Here is a 16,213-nt window from a genome sequence, read left to right as displayed (position 1 = left end):
AGAGGGCATCCGGCATGCCCCAGTACCGCGGTTCCTGCACGCCACTGCTGCGGTTTGTGCTGTCCATCACGGCCCCCGCTGCCCCCGCTGCCTCCGTTCTCCCTCCAGTCTCGCAGCTCATCACCTATCGGGATAGGCTCTAACAGTCCTATACGAGCGAAGAATCAGTGAAACCGAGCCACGCACGCCATTGCACACGAACGAGCGGCAAAGTTTGCTCGGCTTCGCGCTGCTTGCGAGCGATGCGGCAGGGATGGACAGATCGGAACGGCAAAGCAGCCTGGCCAAGTGTTTCGGCCTCCTCGAAGCGATCGGCTTTGATATACAGTCAAAGAACCGATGAGTCATATCTGCATATTGTGGCTACTTCCGCGCCAGGTAGATCAGCGTGCGGGCCAGGCGGACGAGGCTTTCGAGGTTGTGGGCGGGCAGGAAGCGGACGATGCAGGGCAGGGCGGCGGCCATGTCCCTCGCGAAGTGCCGGCAGCGTCGCCTTCTACGAGCTGGCCGTGTCCTGAGCGAGCAAGGGCAATACGGTCTGCGCGAACAGCCGGGTCATTTCCAGCCGCGGCAGGTCCTGGAAGACGAGGAACGTCCAGGCGAAGCCCGCGCGGCGATACGCCTCCAGCCGTTCCGCGATCGCGTCCGGAGGGCCGGCCAGCGCCGAGGCGAGCCTGGCGCGACCTTGAGCGACGGTCAGGTCACGGTCGGCCGACCAACGCGCGAGCGCCTGCTCGTAGGCGGCGCCGTTCTCCGCGATCAGCACCGTGGCGTTGTGCGTGAAGCGCAGCGCCGACGGGTCGCGGCCCGCTTCGCGGCAGTAGTCCGCAAGCAGGGCGCGGTAGGGCGCGTAGCCTTCAGGCGCGAGGTCGAAGCCGATGTTGCAGGAGTCGGCGACGCGGCCGACAACGCGCAGCAAATGGCGCCTGCCGCGCCCGCCGATCAGCACCGGCGGCCCGCCCGGCGTGAACGGCGCCGGCTCGCTGCCCGCCGAGAGGCGCAGGCCGGCGCCTGCAAACGTCTTGCCGCCGGCCCAGAGGGCGCGCATCGCCTGCACCGCCTCGGCAAGCGCGGCGGCGCGAGCGCGGGCGCCGCGCCAGTCGAGGCCGTGCGCGCGGGCGTCGGCCTCGCTGCCGCCGCTGCCGAGGCCGAGGATCAGCCGCCCGCCCGTCACGCGGTCGAGCGTGGCCGCCATCTTCGCCATCAGGGCCGGCGGGCGGTAGGGATTCGCCAGCACCAGGGGAATGCCGGTGAGCCGCGGGCAGGTGGCGAGCAGCGCCGTCAGCGCCGTCCAGCACTCGACGCCGGGTCCGAGCAGATCGTAGAGCGTGGCGCCGTCGTAGCCGAGCGCGTCGGCCTCGCGCCAGACCGCCTGCACCTGCGGCCAGCTCCAGCCGCCCTGGTGGCAGCGGATCGCCAGCTTCACCGCGCGGCTCCGGCAGCGGGCAGGCCGTCGAGAAAGGCGACGATCGCGCGCGCCACCAGTTCCGGGCGCTGCAGCGGCACGTCGTGGATCGAGTCCTCCAGCCAGACGACCGATCCGTGCGGCAGGCGGCGCACGGCGGCCAGCACCCGCTCCTGCTTCTGCGCCACCTGCTCCGCGCCGCCGTTGAGCGCGGGCAGCACCAGCACGGGACAGGTGACCTCGGGAAAGCGCGCGGGCGTGTCGGCCTCCCAAAGCGCCCGCACAATCTGCAGGTGGCGCTCGAAGCTCAGATACGGCGCCACCGTGTCATCCGGCGCCACGGCGAAGCCGGCCATGATGATCGGCTCGAACTCCGGCCGCCAGTAGGGCGCCAGGTCGCCGCCGCGGATGCGCTCCAGCAGTTGCGTGCGCGGCGTGCCGGCGATGCGCGGCGGCGCCAGGCGCTTCTCCGCCTCCTCCCAGCTCAGCCCGTCGGAGCGGGGCGAAAAGATGCCGCCGTCCACCAGCACCAGGCCGGCCGCGCCGCCCGGATTGCGCGCCGCGAACTCGACCGCCACGTTCGCGCCCCAGGAGTGGCCGGCGATCACGGGCTGCGCGAAGCCGAGCGCCTCGATCAGCGCCGCCACGTCCGCGGCGGTGCGCTCAAAGCCGTAGCCCGAATCCGGCGCGGTGCTCAGGCCGTGCCCGCGCTGATCGACGGCCACGACGCGGGCGTGCTCCGCGAGCAGCGGCGCCACGAGGTCCCAGATGCGCGCGTTGGAGGCCAGCCCGTGCAGCAGCAGCAATGGCCGGCCCGTGCCGCCCCAGTCGTAGAGGTGAAAGCGCAGCCCGTTCGCCGCCACGTAGCGTTCGTTCGCGGTAAGACTCATCTTCGCGTCACTTCCGCCGGGTTGAAGTATTAGCAGCGCGGGCAAGGTAGCCTACTGTGGAGGGCGGCTGCCTCGTCCCAGTCTAGCGCGATCGGCAGGCGCCGGACGCCGCGGAGCACCCTGATGGAGCAGTTCGAGGTTGCCGTGCTCGGCGCGGGCGGCGCCGGCGAGAACATCGCCAAACCGCTGGCGCAGGCTGGCAAGCGCGTGGTCCTGGTCGAGGAGGCGCGCATCGGCGGCGCCTGCCCGTTCGTGGCCTGCGTGCCCAGCAAGGTGATGCTGCGCTCGGCCGAACTTCGCCTGCTGCTGCGTCACGCCCCTGAGCTGGGCGCGAGCGCCGCGGCAATCGATGCCGGTGAAGGCCGCGCCGCCTATGCCGCCGCCGTGCAGCGGCGCCGCCGCCTCGTGCCGCACGACGATGCGGACGGCGAGCGCCTGCTTGGAGAGGCCGGCGTCAGACTGCTGCGCGGCAGCGGCCGGATCGCGCGCCCCGGCCTGCTCGCCGCGGGCGAGCGGGAGATCGGCTGGCGCGACCTGGTGATCGCCACGGGCTCGGCGCCGGCCATGCCGCCGATCCCTGGCCTGGACACCGTGCCCTGCTGGACGAGCGACGAGGCGCTGACCAGTGAGAAGCTACCCGGCTCGCTGGCGATCCTGGGCGGCGGCCCGGTGGGCTGCGAGCTCGCGCAGATCTTCGCCGCCTTCGGCGCGGCCGTGCACCTGATCGAGCAGGCGCCGCGCCTGCTGCCCGCCGAGGAGCCGGCGATCGGCGATCTGCTGGGCCAGGCGCTGGCCGCGGACGGCGTGCAGCGTTGGCTCGGCGCTGAGCTGAAGACCGCCGAGCGCTCGGCAGCGGGGGCGCGGCTGCGGCTGGCCGACGGCGCCGTGATCGAGGTCGAGCGCGTGCTTGTGGCCACGGGCCGCACGCCGCGCGTGCAGGGACTCGGCCTGGAGGCGCTCGGCATTACGCCGGGCAAGCAAGGCCTCGCCATCGACGCGCACTGCCGCGTCGTCGGGCAGACGCGCGTCTGGGCGGCGGGCGATGTCGCCGGCATCGAGCCCTACACGCACACGGCCGAGTACCAGGCGAAGATCGTCGTGGCCAACCTGCTCGGCGACGCCGCCACGGCGGACTACCGGGCGATTCCGCGCATGGTCTACACCTGCCCACCGGTCGCGGCCGTGGGGCTGACGCGGGCGCAGGCCGAGCAGCGCGGCCTGCCCGTGGTCTGGGCTGCGGCCGACCTGGCTACGACACCACGCGCCGAGACGGCCGGCACGGAACTGGGGCGGCTGGAACTGCTCGCGGACCCGGCCCGCGGCGTGCTGGTCGGCGCGTCGGCGATCGGCGAGCAGGCGGATTCCTGGCTGGGCGAGGCTTTGCTGGCGATCCGGGCCGAGATCCCGCTCTCCCGTTTCGCCGAGGTCGTGCATGCCTTTCCGACCTACAACCAGATGTACGACCAGGTCGTGCCGCAACTGCTGCAAGCGATGTCCGTTGCCGGCTAATCCGACCAGCTTCGGCGCGGGATGTAGCGGAATCGCCCAAAAGTAACGGCAGGGTTCTACTCCTTCGCACTGGCGATCCGGCCCCGATGGATGTAGCATCGGCCAACGGACGGGACAAAGATGCAGATGGAACTCGACGTTCGACTCCGCTGCCGAAAGGAGACGCCCCATGCCGAACCCACAGTGGTTTACGCTCATCCGCTTCGACGGGCGGCCGGAGTGCCTGACGGGCGTCTGCCAGGCGCGAACGCCGAAGGAGACCCTGCAACTGCTGGACGACTGGCAGCAGCGCTTTCCCGTGCAAACCACCGTCGTCTTCGACCCGCACAATCGCCCGGTCGAGCGGCAGATGCTCGAGTGGCTAAGCGTCGGCTCACCGCCGGACCGCCGGCAAACGGCGTAGCCGGCGCTGCGCTCAGCCGTTGTGCAGAGAGGGTGCTTGCTCGCATCGTCGGCCGCGCCGCCACGTTGACGAAACGCGGGCGTGACCGCTAAGCTGATACTCGACAATTGAATAGCAACCACTCTTATCCAGAGAGGTGGAGGGAGACGGCCCTGCGAAGCCCGGCAACCGAGTCCGCCAGCAGGCGGGAAGCGGTGCCAACTCCGGCCCGGTTCACCCGGGCGAGATAAGAGACGGACAGCCGGATACGGCGTGCACGCCTCTTCTTCGCAACCGAAGAAGGGGTTTTTCGTTGTCTCTGCGCTGCCCCGGGAGGAAGACGATGACCTTCGCCACTGCCCTGCGCTGCCGGGAGTGCGCCCGTGAGTATCCGCTCGCGGCGCTGCACGTCTGCGAGTTCTGCTTCGGCCCGGTCGAGGTGGCCTACGACTACGCCGCCATCGCCCGCGCCACCAGCCGCGGCCGCATCGCCGCCGGGCCGGAGACGATGTGGCGTTACGCCGACTTCCTGCCCGTCGATGCGGCGCAGCGCATCGACCTGCACGCCGGTTTCACGCCGCTGGTGCGCAGCCGCAACCTGGCGGAGCGGCTCGGCCTGCGTGAGCTCTACATCAAGAACGACACGGTCAATCCCACCTGGTCGTTCAAGGACCGCGTGGTCGCCATCGGCAGCTCGAAGGCGCGCGAGCTGGGCTACAGCACGCTCGCCTGCGCCTCCACGGGCAACCTCGCCAACAGCGTCTCGGCGCACGCCGCCCGCGCCGGCATGGAGGCGTACGTCTTCATTCCCAGCGACCTCGAATCCGGCAAAGTCCTTGGCTCTGCCATCTACGCGCCGCACCTGATCGCCGTTGATGGCAACTACGACGAGGTCAACCGCCTCTGCACCGAAGTCGCCGACCGCTACCCCTGGGCCTTCGTCAACATCAACGTGCGGCCCTATTACTCCGAGGGCAGCCGCACGCTCGGCTTCGAGACGGCGGAACAGCTCGGCTGGCGGGCGCCGGACCACTGCGTGGCGCCGATCGCCAGCGGCTCGCTCTTCACCAAGATCTATAAGGGGCTCAAGGAGTTCGAAAAGGTCGGGCTGATCGGCCCAGTGCACACGCGCATGTCCGGCGCCCAGGCGGACGGCTGCTCGCCCGTGGCCACAGCCTACCGCGAAGGCTCGATGAACTTCCGCCCCGTGAAGCCGAAGACCATCGCCAAGTCGCTGGCGATCGGCAACCCGGCCGACGGCTACTACGCCCTGCGCCAGCTCAAGGAGACGAGCGGCGCCTGCGCCTCCGTCTCGGACGCCGAGGTGATCGAAGGCATGAAGCTGCTGGCCGAGACGGAAGGCATCTTCGCCGAGACGGCCGGCGGCGTGGTGATCGCCTCGCTGAAGCAGCTCGTGGAAACGGGCCAGATCGGGCGCGATGAGGTCACCGTGGCGTATATTACGGGCGCGGGTCTCAAAACGCAGGAGGCCGTGGCCGAGCACGTCGCGCAGGCGTACCACGTCTCGCCGCAGCTCGAGGCCTTCGAGGCGCGGCTGGGGCTCGGCGTGGAGCAGCGCCAGGCGGCGCCCGTCGAGGCGCGGTAGCCCGGCGCAGCGGCCGCGGCCGGCGATCAGACGATCAGAGGATGCGGCATGGCGACCAGGCGCGTCCGTCTCACCTTCCGGCCGGAGCTGATCACGCTGCCGATCATCTACGAGCTGGGCCACCAGTTCCAGGTGGTGACGAACATCCGCATGGCCGACGTGGATGAGCACGTCGGCTGGGTCGTGCTGGAGCTTGAGGGCGACGCCGGTGAGATCGAGCGCGGTCTCGACTGGGCGCAGGCCAAGGGTGTGCGCGTCGATCCGATCGAAGGCGATGTGGTCGAAGGGTAGGGCGTAGGAACGAAGGTTGCGGCGCTGGTATGCCGAATCAACTGCGCCCGTCACGGCGCCCGCGAGACGATGGGGATCGCGCAAGCCGGCGGACGAGCCCGGCCCGCAAGAACAACCCGTCACTATTCGCGTTTTCCAACAGGAGCGAACCGTTGAGCGTGAAGGTCAAGATTCCCACTCCGCTGCGCCGCATCACCGGCCAGCGCGACATCGTCGAGGGCGGCGGCGCCTCGCTGGCCGAGTGCATCAGCGGTCTGGATGGCCAGTTTCCCGGTCTGCGCGAGCGGCTCTGCGACGAGCAAGGCGAGCTGCGCCGCTTCGTCAACGTCTACATCAACGGCGAGGACGTGCGCTTCCTCTCCGGCCTCAGCACGCCGCTGAAGCAGGGCGACGAGGTCGCGATCGTGCCGGCGGTGGCGGGGGGATAGGACGCAGGTTGTAGGGCGCACGGCGCAGGGTGGCGCGCGGAGGCGAGGCGGTTGTCTCCCCACCGACGCCGCGCCCCATTCCCTACGGCCCACGCCCTACAACCTGCGTCCTTTCAGGAGACAACATGCAGCGCTACTTCGAGGACTTCCGCGTGGGCGAGGTCTTCCGTGCGCCCTCGAAGACGCTGACCGACGCGCACTTCCTCTTCTTCTCCGGCCTCACCGGCGACAGCCATCCGATTCACTACGACGTCGAGTACGCGAAGGGCACGCGCTTCGGCCGGCCGCTGGCGCACGGCCTGCTGCTCGTGGCGATGACGGCGCTGGGGGCGGGCGAGCTGTCGCAGTCGTTCGAAGCCTCGATCGTCGCCTTCGTTGAGCAGTCATCGCGCTTCCTCGGCCCGGCCTTCATCGGCGACACGCTGCAGCCGGAGCTGGAGGTCGCCGCGCTGGAGCCGCGCACCACCACCGGGCTGGTCACCTTCAGCAGCCGGCTCACCAACCAGCGCGGCGAGACGATCCTCGAAGGCCGGCACAAGTACATCGTGCGCAAGCGCGGCGCGAAAGGTGGCGATGGAGCGAGTGGAAGCTGACGCGAGCGCCGCACACTTCGAGACGCTCTGCGCCGAGATTGACGAGCAGCCCGAGACGGTGACGCGGCCGCTGGCGCCGCCGATCGTCACGGCCGCCGTCTTCTCCGTGCCCACACTGGAAACGGTGGACGACCTCTACGAGGGCCGCGCCGCCGGGCACATCTACACCCGCGACGGCAATCCGAACCAGGAGGCGTTCGCCGCCCTCGTCGCGCGGCTGGAAGGCGCGGAAGCGGGTGTGGCGGCCGCCACCGGCATGGCCGCGATCACGGCCGCGATCCTGACCGGCCTGCAGCGTGGCGACCGCATCGTCGCCGGCCATGAGCTGTACGGCCGCACGATGGCGATGCTGCGCGGCCCGCTGGCGGCGCTCGGCGTGAGCACGGAGTTCGTCGACCTCTGCGACAGCGACGCGGCGTCCCGCGCCCTGGCCTCGCCGGCGAAGCTGGTGTTCGCGGAGTCGGTCAGCAACCCGCTGCTCAACATCCCCGACCTGCCCGTGCTGGCGGAGCTGGCGCACGGCGCCGGGGCGCGCTTCGTCGTGGACAACACCTTCGCCACGCCCTATCACTGCCGGCCGCTGGCCTTCGGCGCCGACGCGGTGCTGCACAGCGGCACCAAGTACCTTGGCGGGCACAGCGACGTGACGATCGGTGTGCTGGCCGCTGATGCGGCCTTCGTCAAAGCGGCGCGCGCCACGCTCGTCACGTTCGGCGCCACGGCCAGTCCCTTTGACTGCTGGCTGACGCTGCGCGGCATCAAGACGCTGGCGCTGCGCATGGAGCGGGCCTCGGCCAACGCCGTGCAGGCGGCGCGGTTTCTTGCTGAGCAGCGCGGCGTGTCGCGCGTCGCCTATCCCGGCCTGGCAAGCCACCCGCAGCACGAGCGGGCGACGTGTCTGCTGAGCGGCGGCTTCGGCGCAATGGCCGCCTTCGAGCTGAAGGGCGGTGAGCGGGCGGCCTCGGCCTTCGTGCGCGGGCTGCGCCGCATCAAGCTGGCGCCCAGCCTGGCCGATGTGAGCACGACGATCTCACATCCCGCCAAGACCTCGCACCGCGGCTATGCGCCGGCGGAACGCGAGGCGATCGGCATCACGCCGGGGCTGATCCGCCTCTCGGTCGGCATCGAGCACGCGGACGACATCATCGCCGATCTGGCCGCCGGGCTCGCGGCCGTCGACGCGGCGGGCTGAAGGCCGCCCCTCCGCTATGCATCCCCGCTCCGTATCGGCGAAACTGAACCGGAGCAGGGAAGCGAGCCGCGATGACGCAAACGGAGCTGGTTCCCGCGACCTCAGCGACCGCCGATGCGCCGCCCGTGCCGGACGGCGCCACGATCGTGCTGCGCGGCGTGAGCAAGTGGTACGGCGACAAGGTTGCGCTTTCCGACATCAGCTTCGCGATCGGCCCCGGCGTCACGGCGCTGCTGGGGCCGAACGGCGCCGGCAAGTCCACCACGCTCAAGCTGCTGACCGGCCAGTTGCGCCCCAGCCGCGGCGTTGTGCGCGTGCTGAGCGAGCCGGTGGTGGACAATCCCGCGCTCTACCGCCGCATCGGCCTGGTGCCGGAGCAGGAGAGCCTCTACCCACAGATGACGGCGCGCGGCTTCATCGAATTTGCCGCGCGGCTCTACCGGTTGCCGGACCCGGCCGCGGCTGCCGAGCGGGCGCTGAAGCTCGTGGCGCTGCTGGACGCCGCCGACCGCAACCTCGGCGAATTCAGCAAGGGGATGCGCCAGCGGGTGAAGGTCGCGCAGGCGCTGGTGCACGAGCCCGAAGTGCTGGTGCTGGACGAGCCGCTCTCCGGCGCCGACCCGCGCCAGCGCGTGGAGTTGATGGGTGTCTTCGACCAGATGGCCGCCACCGGCGCCACCGTGCTGATCTCCTCGCACGTGCTCAGCGAAGTCGAGCGCATGGGCAGCAACGTGCTGGTGCTGGTGGACGGCAAACTCGCCGCCGAGGGCGACTTCCGCCAGATCCGCGAGCTGATGAACGACCGTCCCCGCCGCCTGCGTGTGCTCTGCGAGCGGCCGCGTCTCGTGGCGGCGGCGCTGGTGCAGTTGCCCGGCATCGTCGAGCTGCGGCTGCAGGACGGCGGGCTTGAAGTCGAGACGAACGACGCCCGCGCCTTCGCCGTGGCCGTGCCGCGGCTGGCGCGCGACGCCGGCGCCCGGCTGACCGGCGTCGAGGGGCTGGACGAGGGGCTGGAGAGCGTCTTCCGCTACCTGGTGGAGTGAGCGAACGCGATGGCGGCAGGCGAGCAGGTACGAACACGCGGCGGCGCGGGCGGCGCGCCGGCGCTGGCGATCTTTCAGGCGAGCCTGCGGGCGCTGCTTACCGGGCGGCGCTGGATCGTGGTCGCGGTGCTCGACGCGATCTTCGTGCTGCTCGCCGTCCTGCTCGCCACGCAGACCGATGCGGCGTCGCACCAGCTACACCTGGTTGAGCTGTTTCACCGCCTCGGCCTGCCGGCGCTGCTGCCCTTCGTCGCCCTGCTGTTCAGCACCGAGGCGCTGGGCGCGGAGGTGGAGGACCGCACGCTCATTTACCTCACCTTGCGGCCACTCTCGTCCGTCTCGATCGTCGTGGCCAAGTTCGCCGCGGCCTTCGTAATCACGCTGGCGGCGACCTGGCTGCCCTTGCTGATCAGCTTCGTGCTGCTCGGCCTAAACGACACGCCCGCCGGGCAACTGCCGGCGCTGCTGCTGGCCGGCGCGATCGGCAGCGCGGGCTACTGCGCCGTCTTCCTGCTGCTCGGCCTGCTGCTGCGTCGCGCCTTGCTGATCGGCGCGATCTACATCCTCACCTGGGAGGGCGCGATCGCCGCGCTCTCGACCTCGGCCGCGCACCTGAGCGTGCGCTTTTACACCTTTGGCGTCTACGCCGGCATCCTGCGCCGCGACGAGTTTTTGAACGGCGAACCGTATCCGGCGCCCGCCGGAGCCTTCATCTTCCTGCTGCTGGTGGTGCTCGGCGCGCTCTGGTGGACGGCGCGGCGCCTGCGCCGCACAGAGCTGAAGTAGCGCGGGTGAGCGCATGCACCGCCGCGAGGGCACGGACCGCGGCACCCCGGCAGCGCCGTCGCCTCGCTGCCCGCACCGATTGACCGCAGCATTCGCGCATCGCAGACTGCGGATGTCTGTGATGGATTGTACAAAGCCGGTCTCCGCGGAGGCGTGCGATGACGAACGCCGCTAGCTTTGTCAGCGCCAGGGACGCCGTGATCGCCCGCTTAACGGCCGTGGCGAACGACGACGATCGCATCGCCGCCTGCTGGCTCCAGGGCAGCCTCGCCGATGGCACAGCGGACGCCCTCTCCGATATCGACGCCTACCTTTCCGTGCCCGACGAGCAGTTCGACGCCGTCTTCGCGGCGCGGCACACCCTGGTGGAACGCCTGGGCGAGGTGCTGTTTTTCGCGGACGGTCTGATCCCGGGGCTGCATGCCGTCAACGCGATCCTCGCCGGTCCGGCGAAACTGGACCTGTTCTTCGAGCGTGCGAGCCTGTGCGCCGAAGTCCAGCGGCCCGCACTGCTGTTGCTCGTCGACAAGGCCGGCCTGGCCGCGTCGCTGACAAGCGGCTGGGAACCGCCCCTGGCGAGGGTTGCGGGCATGGTGCGCACCACCTTCAACGGCACGCGCCAGGGCGGGCTCTGGCCAATGCGATTGCTGTTGCGCGGGCAGTGGGCGATGTTCGCCAGCGTGGAGCTGCGCTTCATCAACGAAAACCTCGCCATGATGATGGCCGTGCAGCACTACCCGCGGCTGCTGTTCAAGAACCCGTTCACCATGACCCGGCTGCTGCCGCCAGAACAGCAGGCAACGCTCGAAGCGCTCAGCGCCGCCGTGATGGATGGCGTGGTGCGGCGCGACCTTGCGGCGCTGCGCGACCTGCACATCCGCGCCTATGACCTGTTTGTGCAAGAGGGCAAGGCCGCGCTCGCGTCGCTGGGGCTGCCCTATCCAGGAACCGAGGCCGGCGACGCCGGCCAGCGGGCGATGTATGCGCGCCAGTGGCCAACGGACATACCGCCGAAATGAAGCAGCCAGGTCTTCTCACGCAGGTGCGCAGGCAGCCGTGCAGCTATCCGCTCCGCGCGAACCCTTCGGATATACTGGTGCGCGGCCGGCGGCGCCGGCTGCGCGTCCACGAACATGCGCAGATACGTACAGGGAGGGACACGATGCAACGCAGCAGCGCACGGATTCTGACCAGCCACGCGGGCAGCCTGCCGCGGCCGCCCGCCTTGCAGCCGCTGCTGCTGGCGCGCGACGAGGAACGGCCCTACGACGCGGGGGCGTTCGAGCGCGAGGTGCGCGGCGCCGTCTCGGCCGTGGTGAAGCGGCAGATCGAGTCCGGCATCGATATCGTCAACGACGGCGAGGAGTCGAAGCGCAATTTCACGACCTACGCGCGCGAACGCCTCTCCGGCTGGGAGGGGCGGGAGCGGCAGGAGGGCGCGCCGCTGGCGATGATCTACGGCCGCGACCTGGCTGACTTCCCCGAGTACTTCGCCGGCCGCGGCAACATGGCCGGCCGCGAAGCGGTCTGCACCGGGCCGCTGCGCTACACCGGCCAGGCGGCGATCCAGGCCGACATCGACCGCTTCAAGGCCGCGCTGGCCGGCGCCTCGGTGACGGAGGCCTTCCTGCCGGCCGTCGCGCCGGGCACGATCGAGCACTGGCTGCGCAACGAGTACTATCCCAGCGACGAGGCGTACCTGGAAGCGATCGCCAACGCGATGCACGAGGAGTACGCCGCGATCGTCGGCGCCGGCTTCATCCTCCAGATCGACGACCCCGACCTGCCGGACGGCTGGCAGATCAACGCCGGCATGGACGTGCCCGAGTACCGCCGCTTCGCCGCGCTGCGCATTGAGGCGCTAAACCACGCGCTGCGCGACCTGCCGCCGGAGCGCGTGCGCTTCCACATGTGCTGGGGCAGCTATCACGGGCCGCACAAGTACGACATTCCGCTCAAAGAGATCGTGGATCTGGTGCTGAACGTGCGCGCCGAGGCCTACTCGATCGAGGCCTCGAACCCCTGCCACGAGCACGAGTGGCAGGTCTGGGAGGACGTGAAGCTGCCGGCGGGCAAGATCCTCATGCCCGGCGTCGTCGGTCATGCGAGTGACTTCATCGAGCACCCGGACCTGATCGCCCAGCGCCTGGGCCGCTACGCCCGCGCGGTGGGGCGCGAGAACGTGATCGCCGGCACCGACTGCGGCCTCGGTCCGCGCGTGGGCCATCCGGAGATCTGCTGGGCCAAATTCGCGGCGCTGGCGGAGGGCGCCCGGCTGGCGACGAAGCAACTCTGGCAGCCGGCCGCGGCGAGGGGATGACGACGATGGCAACAGCCTTTCGCGCCGATCACGTGGGCAGCCTGCTGCGCCCGCCGGAGGTCCTGGAGGCGCAGCAGGCGCTGGCCCAGGGCCGTATGCCGGCCGAGGAGGTGCGCGCGATCGAAGACCGCGCGATCCTCGACGCGCTGGAACTGCAGCGCCGAGCGCGGCTCGACGTGTTCTCCGACGGCGAGTTCCGCCGCCGCGCCTGGGCCAGCGACTTCGCCGCCGCGGTCGATGGCTACGTGGACGGCAGCGCGCCGGTGGCGCTCGCCTGGAGCGGCGGGCGGCAGGCGGCCGTCGCGCAGCCCGCCGTGCCCGGCCGTGTGATCGGCGAGCGGCTGCGGCAGCGCCGCCGTCTCACCGCGCACGAGTCCGGCTTTCTCAAGGCGCACGCGCCCGGCCCGTTCAAGATCACGATGCCCGCGCCGTCCTACATCGCCGCGCGCGGCTACAAGCCCGGCGTGACCGACCGCGTCTATGCGAGCCGCGCCGAGCTGCTGCGAGAGATCGCCGCGATCGTGCGCGCCGAGATCGCCGCGCTGATCGACGAAGGCGTGCCGTACATCCAGCTCGACAATCCGCACTACCCCGACTACATCGATGCGTCGCGGCAGGCGCGGTGGCGGGAACTGGGCGTCGATCCAGGGCGGGCGCTGGCCGAAGACATCGCCGCCGACAACGCCGCGCTCGCCGGGCTGGATCGCGGCCGCGTGACGATCGGCCTGCACATCTGCCGCGGCAACAGCCGCAGCGCCTGGCACACGTCCGGCGGCTACGACCGCATCGCCGAGCAGGTCTTCGGCGGCGTCAATGCGGACCGCTTCCTGCTGGAGTACGATAGCGAACGCTCGGGCGGCTTCGAACCGCTGCGTTTCGTGCCGCGCGGCAAGGTCGCCGTGCTCGGCCTGATCACGACGAAGAGCGGCGCCCTGGAAGATGCGGATGCGCTGCGCCGCCGCATCGAGGAGGCGGCACGCTATCTGCCGCTGGAGAGCCTGGCGCTCAGCCCGCAGTGTGGCTTCGCCTCGGTCGCGGAGGGCAATCTGATCACGCCGGAAGAGCAGCAGCGCAAGCTGGAGCTGGTGGCGGACACGGCCCTCGCCGTCTGGGGCTGAGCGCGGGGGCGGCCCTCACCCTCACCTCATCTGTGTGGCCCCTCTCCCTCTCCCAGTATTGGGAGAGGGAGAGGGGCGATCGGGCGTTGCTAGAGCAGGAGGGCGTTGGGTTAGCGGCACGCCGGGGTCACGGCTGCGCCTCTACCGGTGGCCGCACAGCCGCGCCTCCAGCCTCAATCATCCGTATCAAGATCTCCCCTTCCCCTAGAATTGGGGGCACGAGAGATGGACCGGGGGATGGGGGCCACGCCGCGCCGCCTACCCCGTCAGCCCCGGCACCACGAACTCGCCGTCGCGCAGGGCGTTGCGGCGGCGCTGGCGGTCGGGGCGGATCTGCGGGTTCCACTCGATCATCTGCCAGAGCACGCCCAGCCCCGACTTCGGGTGCACCAGCACCTCGCGCCGCACGGCGTTGTCGAGCGATGGGTTGACCAGCCGCGCCCCGCACTTCTCCGCATCCTCCATCGCCGCATCCAGGTTCGTCACCGAGACGCCGACGTGATGGATGCCCGGCCCGCGGCGGCGCAGAAACTCCGCGAAGATGCCGCGCTCGCCCAACGGATGCTCGAGCACGATCAGCATGCCGCCCAGATCCAGCACGGCGCCGTCGTTGATCGCGCGTTCTTTCGGTGGGTGGCGCCAGAGCAGCTTTGCGCCCAGCAGCGTGGTCGCCGCCTGCACCGCCGCATCCAGGTCCGACACGGCGATGGCGATATGGTCGATCTCCTCGACTTCGAAGCCCATGGTGTGCGTACTCCTCGTTCGGTCTGGCAGATCGCGCGCCGCGGCGCGGTTGCGTGACAGGCCAGCGCCGGGCTGGGTCTACTATACGGTCCCGCGGTGAGCAGCGCCCGTACGAGCCGGTGCGGCAGTTTCGCGCGAGGCGGCGGCCCGGCACAATGCTGGCAGCAGCCGGCGGCTCGGGAAACACGGGCCGCGCTGGAGAGGACGTGAGCGATGAAAGCAGCGGTGTACTACGAGACGGGCGGGCCGGAGGTCTTCCGCTACGAGGAGATGCCGGACCCGGTCTGCGCGCCGCGCACGATCGTGGCGAGGGTTGAGGCGGTAAGCATCGAGGGCGGCGACGTGCTGCACCGCGCCGGCGGCGAGATGGCCGGACGGCCGCACATCGTCGGCTACCAGTGCGCGGGCACGATAATCGAGGCGGGCGAGGGCGTCACCGAACGGCACGTCGGGCAGCGCGTGGTGATCACCGTGCCGTACGGCTCGCACGCCGAGAAGGTGATGGTCGGCGCCCGCGGCAGCTGGCTGGTGCCGGACGGCATGGACATCCGCACGGCGGCCTGCATTCCCATCCCCTTCGGCACGGCCGACGACTGCCTGTTCGAGTTCGGCCGCCTGCAGGCCGGCGAGTCGGTGCTGATCCAGGGCGGCGGCGGCGGTGTGGGCCTGGCCGCGATCCAGCTCGCCAAGCGCGCGGGCGCCACAGTGCTGGCCACGGCTTCCAGCGACGAGAAGCTGGAGCGCCTGCACGCGTTCGGCATGGACACCGGCATCAACTACCGCGAGCGCGAGCTGGTGCCGGCCGTGCAGGAGGCGACCGGTGGGCGCGGCGTCGATCTGGTCGTCGATCCGGTGGGCACGACCTTGCAGGGCAGCCTCGCCTGCCTCGCCTACCGCGGCCGCTGCATTACCGTGGGCAACATGGGCCGCTCCGACCGGCGGCTGGACGTGTCCAACCTGGCGCGCGGCAACCAGACGCTGACCGGCGTCTTCCTGGGCGCCGAGATGCAGGGCGAGCGCGTGCAGCAGCTGATCGCGCGGCACATCGCCGACGTGGCGGCGGGCAAGCTGGAGGTCGTGATCGACCGCACGTTTCCACTCTCAGCAGCGGCAGCGGCGCACGCCTACATCGAAAGCCGCAGCGCCTTCGGCCGTGTCTTACTGATTCCTTAATTCTGGGCGATTCCAGCGGCGCAAAGCGCGAAGTTCGTTCCGCAACGCCTGCGGGGCACGTACCATGCTCGCAGGGGCCGGTGCGGCCGAGGGTTGCAGGGCAGGGTGCAGAGCGGAGCACTTTCAGGAGCGACGCCCCACCCTTCTCTCCTCTACCCGCTACCCTAACAGATGGTTTCATAACCGGCTCGAGTTCCCGCTTGTAGGTGTGCGATCGCACCTGAACGCCGGTTTTGAAACCATGTCTAAACCCTCCCCAGGTGCAGTGATGCTCTCCCGGCTGAAGCGGCTCGACTACAAGTGGCTCGTGGCGATCGTCTTCATGTTCGGGCTGTTCATGGACATCCTGGACAGCACCGCGGTCAACGTCGCCATCCCCCGCCTGCAGGCCGACTTCCACAATGCGCCGCTCTCAACCGTCGAGTGGACGGTGACGGGCTACCTGCTCAGCCTGGCGCTGTTCATCCCCGGCGCGGGCTTTCTCTCCGACCGCTTCGGCACCAAGCGCACCTTTCTCGCGGCGATGGCGATCTTCGTCGCCGGCTCGGCGCTGTGCGGGCAAGCGCGCAGCATTCAGGAGCTGATCGTCTTCCGCTTCGTGCAAGGGGCGGGCGGCGGCATGATGACGCCGGTGAGCACGGCGATCCTCTCGCGCGAGTTTCCCGGCGAGGAGCGGGCCAAGGCCTCGGCGCTGATCTCGGTGCCCGTGATCTTCGCGCCGATCCTCGGGCCG

The 16,213-nt window shown here is 70.3% G+C and carries 17 protein-coding genes and 1 riboswitch; of the genes, 14 read left to right on the top strand and 3 right to left on the bottom strand.

Annotated features, from left to right (window positions below; all coding sequences use genetic code 11):
- Window positions 1–496: 496 nt before the first annotated feature.
- Together VKV26_16760 and VKV26_16755 are read right to left on the bottom strand one after the other, a co-directional pair.
- Window positions 497–1,426 carry an LLM class flavin-dependent oxidoreductase gene (locus VKV26_16760; GenBank protein ID HLZ71556.1) on the bottom strand — a complete coding sequence of 310 codons (930 nt, stop codon included), beginning with the start codon at window positions 1,424–1,426 and terminating at the stop codon, window positions 497–499.
- Window positions 1,423–2,295 carry an alpha/beta hydrolase gene (locus VKV26_16755; protein ID HLZ71555.1) on the bottom strand — a complete coding sequence of 291 codons (873 nt, stop codon included), beginning with the start codon at window positions 2,293–2,295 and terminating at the stop codon, window positions 1,423–1,425. Before VKV26_16755 ends, VKV26_16760 begins: the two co-directional genes overlap by 4 nt.
- Window positions 2,296–2,418: 123 nt before the next feature.
- Here VKV26_16755 and VKV26_16750 point away from each other — a divergent pair, with 123 nt between their 5' ends.
- The 12 genes from VKV26_16750 to VKV26_16695 all read left to right on the top strand — a co-directional run bounded on the left by VKV26_16750 (window position 2,419) and on the right by VKV26_16695 (window position 13,563).
- Entirely contained in the window at window positions 2,419–3,804 is a 1,386-nt protein-coding gene (locus VKV26_16750; protein HLZ71554.1) for an NAD(P)/FAD-dependent oxidoreductase, read from the top strand.
- Window positions 3,805–3,973: 169 nt separating this feature from the next.
- A complete protein-coding gene (locus tag VKV26_16745) occupies window positions 3,974–4,207 on the top strand; it encodes a hypothetical protein (protein HLZ71553.1) in 234 nt (77 codons plus the stop codon).
- A 121-nt stretch (window positions 4,208–4,328) separates the two neighbouring features.
- Window positions 4,329–4,440, top strand: a riboswitch (SAM riboswitch).
- A gap of 89 nt (window positions 4,441–4,529) precedes the next feature.
- Window positions 4,530–5,792 carry a threonine synthase gene (gene thrC, locus VKV26_16740; protein ID HLZ71552.1) on the top strand — a complete coding sequence of 421 codons (1,263 nt, stop codon included), beginning with the start codon at window positions 4,530–4,532 and terminating at the stop codon, window positions 5,790–5,792.
- Between the two features lie 48 nt (window positions 5,793–5,840).
- Window positions 5,841–6,083 carry an NIL domain-containing protein gene (locus VKV26_16735; protein ID HLZ71551.1) on the top strand — a complete coding sequence of 81 codons (243 nt, stop codon included), beginning with the start codon at window positions 5,841–5,843 and terminating at the stop codon, window positions 6,081–6,083.
- Between the two features lie 152 nt (window positions 6,084–6,235).
- Window positions 6,236–6,511, top strand: a complete 276-nt coding sequence (locus tag VKV26_16730) for a ubiquitin-like small modifier protein 1 (GenBank protein HLZ71550.1) — start codon at window positions 6,236–6,238, stop codon at window positions 6,509–6,511.
- Between the two features lie 125 nt (window positions 6,512–6,636).
- Window positions 6,637–7,104, top strand: a complete 468-nt coding sequence (locus tag VKV26_16725; GenBank protein ID HLZ71549.1) for a MaoC/PaaZ C-terminal domain-containing protein — start codon at window positions 6,637–6,639, stop codon at window positions 7,102–7,104.
- Window positions 7,094–8,296: an aminotransferase class I/II-fold pyridoxal phosphate-dependent enzyme gene (locus VKV26_16720; protein ID HLZ71548.1), complete on the top strand. Its 1,203-nt coding sequence runs from the start codon at window positions 7,094–7,096 to the stop codon at window positions 8,294–8,296. The genes VKV26_16725 and VKV26_16720 overlap by 11 nt, the downstream gene beginning before the upstream one ends.
- A gap of 71 nt (window positions 8,297–8,367) precedes the next feature.
- On the top strand, window positions 8,368–9,339 hold the full coding sequence (locus VKV26_16715) for an ABC transporter ATP-binding protein (protein ID HLZ71547.1): 972 nt from the start codon (window positions 8,368–8,370) through the stop codon (window positions 9,337–9,339).
- A 9-nt stretch (window positions 9,340–9,348) separates the two neighbouring features.
- Window positions 9,349–10,125: an ABC transporter permease gene (locus VKV26_16710; GenBank protein HLZ71546.1), complete on the top strand. Its 777-nt coding sequence runs from the start codon at window positions 9,349–9,351 to the stop codon at window positions 10,123–10,125.
- A gap of 158 nt (window positions 10,126–10,283) precedes the next feature.
- Window positions 10,284–11,144, top strand: coding sequence for a nucleotidyltransferase domain-containing protein (locus tag VKV26_16705; protein ID HLZ71545.1), 861 nt, complete (start codon window positions 10,284–10,286; stop codon window positions 11,142–11,144).
- Between the two features lie 143 nt (window positions 11,145–11,287).
- Window positions 11,288–12,445, top strand: coding sequence for a cobalamin-independent methionine synthase II family protein (locus VKV26_16700; protein ID HLZ71544.1), 1,158 nt, complete (start codon window positions 11,288–11,290; stop codon window positions 12,443–12,445).
- Window positions 12,446–12,450: 5 nt separating this feature from the next.
- Entirely contained in the window at window positions 12,451–13,563 is a 1,113-nt protein-coding gene (locus VKV26_16695) for a hypothetical protein (protein HLZ71543.1), read from the top strand.
- A gap of 258 nt (window positions 13,564–13,821) precedes the next feature.
- Here VKV26_16695 and VKV26_16690 read toward each other — a convergent pair whose 3' ends face one another.
- Window positions 13,822–14,307 (bottom strand): VOC family protein, encoded by a 486-nt coding sequence (locus VKV26_16690; GenBank protein ID HLZ71542.1) that lies wholly within the window; start codon window positions 14,305–14,307, stop codon window positions 13,822–13,824.
- A 213-nt stretch (window positions 14,308–14,520) separates the two neighbouring features.
- Between VKV26_16690 and VKV26_16685 the strand changes: the two genes are divergently transcribed.
- On the top strand, window positions 14,521–15,480 hold the full coding sequence (locus VKV26_16685) for a zinc-binding alcohol dehydrogenase family protein (GenBank protein HLZ71541.1): 960 nt from the start codon (window positions 14,521–14,523) through the stop codon (window positions 15,478–15,480).
- 268 nt (window positions 15,481–15,748) lie between these two features.
- Window positions 15,749–16,213: MFS transporter (locus VKV26_16680; protein HLZ71540.1), on the top strand; the 465-nt coding region annotated here is incomplete at its 3' end.

It is taken from the genome of Dehalococcoidia bacterium (assembly GCA_035310145.1).
In the GTDB taxonomy this organism is placed as follows: Bacteria; Chloroflexota; Dehalococcoidia; order CAUJGQ01; family CAUJGQ01; genus CALFMN01.
Note: the sequence above shows the minus strand (reverse complement) of the source record. Positions and strands in the feature narration are given on the sequence as shown.